The sequence below is a fragment of the Okeania sp. genome, assembly GCF_983059655.1.
Genome location: NZ_CEZPJD010000369.1, coordinates 1 through 7,712 on the forward strand (window position 1 = coordinate 1; position 7,712 = coordinate 7,712).

The 7,712-nt window shown below is 38.8% G+C and carries 3 protein-coding genes; 1 reads left to right on the forward strand and 2 read right to left on the reverse strand.

Annotation, left to right across the window (positions count from 1 at the left end; translation table 11 throughout):
* On the reverse strand, positions 1-2,697 hold a 2,697-nt coding region (locus AC3DU7_RS19460; protein ID WP_488040964.1), incomplete at its 3' end, for a CHAT domain-containing tetratricopeptide repeat protein.
* An 856-nt stretch (positions 2,698-3,553) separates the two neighbouring features.
* Here AC3DU7_RS19460 and AC3DU7_RS19465 point away from each other — a divergent pair.
* A complete protein-coding gene (locus tag AC3DU7_RS19465) occupies positions 3,554-5,536 on the forward strand; it encodes a S8 family peptidase (protein WP_488040965.1) in 1,983 nt (660 codons plus the stop codon).
* A 427-nt stretch (positions 5,537-5,963) separates the two neighbouring features.
* Here AC3DU7_RS19465 and AC3DU7_RS19470 read toward each other — a convergent pair whose 3' ends face one another.
* A complete protein-coding gene (locus AC3DU7_RS19470) occupies positions 5,964-7,637 on the reverse strand; it encodes an iron uptake porin (RefSeq protein WP_488040966.1) in 1,674 nt (557 codons plus the stop codon).
* Positions 7,638-7,712 lie beyond the last annotated feature (75 nt).

Sequence of the window (7,712 nt, forward strand, 5' to 3'; positions counted from 1 at the left end):
CCCGCCTTGCTGCCACATCTGCAACTGTGTTACTCGTAATGCTTCCACTGGTGATAAACCCTGCTGCAATATTCCCCGATAAAAGTTTTTCATCAACTCTACAGTTGCATCATCATGTATTGGATATAATGAACCTACTACTCGTTTTGCCCCTGCAGATATGAATCCTCTTGTCAACCCTATTATTCCTTCTCCAGGAACATACTTTCCGCTTATTGTATTGGCCGCACTCAATACTACTAATTCAACTGGTAACTCAAGGTTGAAAATATCATTTAATGACAGCAAGTACCCATATTGCCAGTTACCATTTCTATCCACTAACGACATAACTAAACTTGATAACCCTGGTCGTTGACGGTCAGCAAAACCGTGGGTAGCAATATGCACAATTTGATATTTTGCTAACTCCTGATTAGTAAAGATGTTTAAGTTGGCTTCAAAGTCAAAAAAGGCATAGACCTGTTCAGTTTCCGGTAGCATTGCTAAAATTGCTTCTGCTTCTTTTCTACTACCAGGAATAGGAGGAAAAGAATCTCTAATATTATGTTTTGATTCTTGTGCATCCAAGTGAAAAATAAGACTATGGGTTTCTACTGTACTTTCCGTATTTACTCTAGATGTTGTAGCAGTTTTTTTTATAACTCTAGCATCGTTAGGGCTAAATACTGGATCTGCAATGATAGCAAGTTTTTTTTGGGGAAGTTTCCGAGAAGCTGTGTGTTTACGGATAGTTGCAATAGTAGTGATTGAAGGTAGATTTACTATTTCGTAATTGACGATTAAAGGTTGATAGCCATCAGTTTCTGTAGAAGTATTTGGTATTGATAAAGCAGAGAATGAGATGTATTGTAAGAAGCCATCGGCAACTATTAATAGACGTTTTTTGTTTAATTTATCAGCAACGGGTTTAAGGATAATTTCTGTCAGAGCATCGGCAGCACTATCAATTTTTGTTATGTCATCGCGCTCCGGTGGATATGGATTTGTTATTTTCACAGAAAATTCTATAGCAGCATTTTTTATTTTCTTTCTTCCTGGAAGTTGATAACTGTTGATGCTGTCTTTAGTCACTGCCCACAAATAACTGTTTGCTTCACCCAGAGAATATTGTAGAAGCAAGGTATCGTCGTCTAGTACCTGTTGCTGAACTTCTGCCAAAGTCAGAGGTTTGGGCTGAGTTAGGGTTGTATAATTAGGACTGGTAGTACGAATGCGGGCACGGAGTAGTTCATATAGCTCTATAAGCTTGTCTCTCTTTATTAGTCCTTGTTTTATATCCCTATTCAGTAATTTTTGGAGTTCATGCTCTCGCCTCAAAAGTTTAGGCTCTACTCCTTGGCGAATATCAACACTAGCTTCTGTCAATAATTCAAGGAGTGTGCGGGCACGACTACGTTCACTAGCATGAAAGGCTTTAACATCGAAGCCTTGGTTTGGTTGCTGTTGGTGAAGTTCCATCAGCAGTTTGATGTAAAATTCATATCTATCCTGTACTCTGGCAAAGTAAGAAGCACGATTTTCTGGCGTATGAACTTTGGTATTGACTTTAGTTTGGGCATCTTCTATGATTGCTAGGGATTCTTCTATGATTTGTAAGCTTTCAGTAAGGTAGCCTTGGCTGTATTTAAGACTAGCTATATTGTAGAGATTTGTGGCTTCTTCACTAGAGTCGCCTGTTTTACGCAATGAGGGTAATGCTTGTTGATAATGTCTTATAGCTAATTCCCTTTCTCCTAAGTTTCTGTAGATATTGCCAAGACCAGTTAGAGCTTTAGCTTCTCCACCAGCATCACCAGTTTGTCGTAACAGAGGCAATGCTTGAGTATAATATTCTACTGCTAATTTATTTTCTCCTAAGTTACTGTAGACATTGCCAAGGCCAGTGAAAGCTTTAGCCTCTCCACTAGCATCACCAGTCTGACGTAATAGAGGTAAAGCTTGGTTGTAATTTTCTATAGCTAATTTGCTTTCTCCTAAGTCACTGTAAACATTACCAAATACTATGAGGGTACTTGCCTCTCTATCAATGTCTCCCATCTGCTTAAACAAAAGTAAAGCTTGGTTGTAATTTTCTATGGCTAATTTGTTTTCTCCCAAGTTTCTGTAAACATTGCCAATGTTAGTTATGGCAGTAGCTTCTCCAGATACATCCCCTATATCGCGAAATAGAGGTAAAGCTTGGTTGTAATGTTCTATGGCTAATTTGTTAACTCCTAAGTCTCTATAGACATTACCAATGCCTGTCAAAGCATTAGCTTCTCCTGATATATCACCTATACTCTTCAAAAGAGGTAGTGCTTGTTTGTAATGTTCTATAGCTAATTTGTCTTCTCCTAAGTCTCTGTAAACATTACCAAAATAGAGAAAGCTATTAGCTTGGTCTCCAATATTGCCTGCTTTAGTAGAAACTGATAATGCTTCTTCAGAAGATTGAGCGATCGCTTCCCTGAAAAAATATGTTGCACCTTGTTCATCCAGTTTTTGTACTTTGTTATCAGTTTTTTGTACAGCAAAGCTAGGAGAATCTTGTGTATTTAATTCTGAGTATTGGACTATTTTTTCCCCTTTAGTTAAGGCTGGAGTTGACAATATCAGACTACTTCCTAATAGGGTAAGGGTCAATGAAGCCCAACTCTTTAGTAATATCCTAGTAATTAATTTATAATTTTTGGCCTTCTCTATTGTATTAGTCATAGTCTTTTTTCTAAATATTATTTTAAGTCTATAAAATTTAGATTATTTAATAATTAAATATATTTCTTCAAGTTGAGAGGTTATACAATCATATAGTCAAAAATTGCAAAATTCATTGTAGTAAGCAGAATAATCAGTGCCGAGACTGTGGCCGACAATTTGTACAGAATCTACAAAACAAGCCTATTAGTACAAAACACTCATACTCGATCAGATTAGCTCCTTTGAGAAAAATTATCTGAGTGCGGGTATTGATCGTGTCATACCAATTAAAAAAAAGAATATTACGAATAATAAGTGTAATAAAACGATTTTGTAGGAAATGTCCCTTTGACAAAGCGGTCGTTAGCGCAGCTTCCCGAAGGGTGGGATAGCGAGGGAACCTTGCCATATCCAATCGACCAAGAGAGCGGTGCGACCCTGCGACGACGCTAGTCGCAAGCGGTCATATCCCACGTCGCCGTCAGACGCAAGGGAATGCTGACCAAGAGAGGGAACGCGCACCAAGAGAAAAAGAGAATTTACGACCTGAAAACTGGTATGAAATCTATTAATTCTGACTTCTGGATTCTGGATTCTAAGAAATACCCTAGCTATTTGTAGCAAACATTTATCAAATTGGTATCACAGGTATCTCAAAACTATGGCTACAAAAATATGTTAATGCCAAACTAGAATAAACTAAAAATCATTTAGATTTTATATTCTCTGTTGCCTTTGACAAAAATTGGATATATGGTTTAGATGCTGAACAGCTTATTACTTGATTTTTTAGGAGATTATAAGTGTTTAAAATTTGCCCACCCTACTAATCTTCAAAGCAGACTTAATTTTAACTTTTGACTTATTTTTAAAGATGGCCGAAATAGCAAATATTCCTGGAATTAAACAACTATGGGCAAAAACCAAAGGTAACTCTGAGGTTTGTGTGGCAGTGCTTGACGGTTTAGTTGACCTCAAGCATCCCTGTTTTGCAGGAGCCAACTTGACCCAACTACCAACCTTGGTGGAGGGCGAAGCTAGTCCGACAGATCAGATGTCCCTCCACGGTACTCATGTTGCTAGTATAATTTTCGGCCAGCCAGAATCTTCTGTCTCGGGTATTGCCCCCCACTGTCGAGGGCTAATTATTCCTATTTTCTCAGACTCTAGTCGCCGAGCTTCTCAACTAGACTTGGCACGAGCGATCGAACAAGCTGTGAATGCAGGAGCCAATATTATTAATATAAGTGGGGGCGAGCTGACGGATGATGGTGAAGCTGAAGACTGGCTTAACCATGCGGTAAATTTATGCCGAAAAAATAACGTTTTGCTTGTTGCTGCTGTAGGTAATGATGGCTGTGAATGTTTGCACGTTCCCGCAGCACTTCCCGCTGTATTGGCAGTAGGAGCAATGGGAGAAAACGGACAACCATTGGACTATAGTAACTGGGGTCATACTTATCAAACTCAGGGTATTCTCGCCCTGGGGGAAAATATTTTAGGCGCTCAACCAGGAGGCAGTACAATACAATTAAGTGGGACTAGCTTTGCAACACCAGTAGTATCAGGAGTGGCAGCATTACTGATGGCTCTGCAGTTGCAGAGGGAAAAACAATTAGACCCACAAGAAGTCCGTACTGCCTTGCTCGAGACAGCTATTCCATGTCTGAGTGAAGATATACGCCGTTGTTTAGTAGGTCAGCTCAATATTTCAGGTGCTGTTACACATTTAACAGGAGAAACAATGTCAGAATTAGAACAGCAGAATAATAGTATCGAAGCTAGTGGTTGTGGTTGTGGGTCAACTCCAGAAGAGAGCCTGCAAGCCTCAGCTAGTCCAGAAAATAATCATGAGATTCCATCGGACACTGGCATGGTAGCTGCTGGCACCATTGAAGCTAGTGTCACGGCCTCGCAACCATTATCATCAACTAATACATCTACATCAGATAGTCAAATTTCTTCTATGACAAATAATAATACAAATGGAATAACTGCCAGTCAACCCCCTCAAGAAACAGGAAGTTTAGTCTATGTTATCGGTATATTGGGTTATGACTTCGGAACAGAAGCCAGACGGGACTCATTTAAACAGTTGATGCCAGCGGTTACTGTTGAAAATAGCCAAGTTCCAGCTAATCCTTATGATGCACGTCAGATGGTGGACTATTTGGCAGCTAACCTTTCAGAAGCTAAGTCTCTGATTTGGACTTTGAATATGGAGTTAACTCCTATCTATGCTATTGAGCCTTCGGGATCATTTGCGCGGGATGTTTATGAAGTTTTTCAGCAGTTGCTGTCAGGGGAAGTGCAAGCAGAAGATTCTGAGGAGTATATTGAGCGCGTGAGTATTCCTGGACGACTAACTGGACGTACAGTGAGGTTATTTTCAGGACAAGTGGTGCCTGTGGTTGAGCCTGTTAGCCCTCGTGGTATTTATGGCTGGCAGGTTAATACTTTAGTGAGTGCGGCTTTGGCAGCAGTGCGTGGGGAACAAGCAGAAGTTGACGATGAGCAAATGCGAAGGAGTTTGAGTAGTTTCCTCAATCGAGTTTATTACGACTTACGGAACTTAGGGCAAACTTCTCAAGACCGGGCTTTGAATTTTGCTGCTACTAATGCTTTCCAAGCGGCTCAAACTTTTTATCAAGCTGTTATGGGTATGGAGTTGGATAGTATTGCGGTGACAAAGAGTCCATTCTGTAGGATGGATAGTGATTGTTGGGATGTGCAGTTGAAGTTTTTTGACCCTGAGAATAACCGTCGGGCGAAGAAGGTATTCCGGTTTACTATTGATGTTAGCGATCTAATTCCGGTGACTTTGGGTGAGGTTCGCTCTTGGTCTTCTCCTAATTAGGGTCTGCTGAAAAAGTCTTTTTTAAGGAGTAGGGGAGCGGGGGAGTAGGGAGTAGGGGAGTAGGGTGATAATTTTTTTGCCCAACTATGCGCCAGAAATGCGCTCGTTTTTGAGCATGAAGAGCTGAAAACCAGGTACTTTTTCAATACCTAAAAAGGCTAAAACCAATATCAGTCAATGCTTTAAGATTTAATCAGCAAGCCCTAATTAAATGCTGCATTAAAATTAGCAGTCAGGAGGAAAGAAAGAAGAAGAAAGAGAAAGTTTTTTTGTCGCGTAAGCGGAACGGAGTTCTATCGCGTTCTTATCCAGACATGCTATAATTTCTTGAAATTATATAGCAGTCGAAGCAAAGGTTAGGAAAGTTCAAAAGTTGAAAACATAAGACTTGGTAATACTTTTCCTTCTTCCTTCTTCCTTCTTTATCCTAAAACAAAAAAATCATCCGAATAATTCCTACAGTAATAGTTTCATTATCCTCATCATGTTCGGGATTAATAACTACTAAAACTCCCGGATTAATTGAAATATTGTCATTAATTTGATAACGATAAAAACCCTCCAAATGCCAAGCCGTATCATCATCATCTGGACCATTATCAGTATCAGTTACTTTAGGTGGATTTCCAATTACAAAACCAAGCAAACTTCCTTGTTTACCTAAGTCAGTAAATCCGAAAGTAACCGCCCAATTAAAAATAGTTGCTTCATCTCCTTCCTTAACCATACCAACAGATTTTTCAGCATCAGCAAAACTCCATCCAGTCCAACCCGAAACTGTGAAATTATTCAAAGCACGCCAACTTCCTTGAATACCTAAATGATCTGCAGAAGTAGGAACTAAATTACCAAAGGGTGCATTTGCTCTTCTACTACCTGTTGCTGCTGAGACAAATAACTTTCTTTTTGGATAGTAAGAACGTACATAAGTAACGCCAAAACGGAGGCGATCGCTTGGTCGAATATCTAGTTGTGCTAAACCTGCATTACTACCATTAAAAAATCCATTACTTTCTCTTGGGTTTTCCGGGTCTCTTGCTAAATATCCTAATGATAAACTTACAGATTTATTAATATTATAAACAACTGTTACTCCAGCACCTCGAGCGCCTTGAGCATAGATAGGATTGAAGCGTCCAAACCTAGAAATTGCCCCTGATATTCTATTTGCAAAAAGTCTGTTGAAGTTATCAGAAACATTCAGATTAAACCTACCGCCAATAGCGTCAACATGAACTCTAAATTTTTTCCCTATTGGAAAACGATAAAACAATTTACCAATATCAACAGTATTATCAGTATTTCTTTGAAAAGCTAAACGAGTCATATTTGTTCCAGTTATTGGCACTCCATAGGCAACAGTATCCAGAGCATCTAAACGAGTTCTAAATAAGTCTCGTCCTGTAAAGCTAGTATTAAAATTCAAACTTACTCGATTATTTAAAACGGTATTATCTTCTAAACTACCACCACCAGCTTTCTCTTCTCCAAAGACATTACTAATAGCAAATACAATTTCTCCACCTAGTTTAGTTGTGGTAGAAAACTGATTTGCTTCTAGTTCTGTAGTCCGTGCTTCTAGAGCATCTATTCTGCCTTTAATTTCTGCAAGTTCGACAGCAAAATCTTCTTGTAAACGTTGTAAAACTGCTAAATCATCTTTAGTTACTAAGTCTGCTGTAGAGGCAGCAATTAATTCGGTAATTCTGTCTAAACAAGCATTTAAACCTGCTGCAAATTCATAGCGAGTCATAGGACGATTACCACGATAACTACCATCGGGATAACCAACAATACAGCCGTAACGTTCTACTAATGATTGTAATGCTTGAAATGCCCAATCTGTGGGTTGAACATCGGATAATTGAGAGACAGAAGTAACTTGACCCATTGAGTCTGTATTTTGCTCAAGTTGATTTGGTTTAACGATAATTGCATCTTCAGAAACTGGAGTTATATTTGGTTTTGATGATTCTTTTTCTAATGTGTTTTTTTCAGAATTTATTTGTGTATATTTAATTTCATTGGCTTGAGTTACAGCACAAAATATTACGGTTTTATAGAATATTAATAAAAGACAATTAAACAAAAGTTTTGACATATTTAACTCCTTAAAAAAATTAAATTTATAGCGCTGTGCGCAGGGAACAGGGAACAGGGAACAGGGAACAGGGAA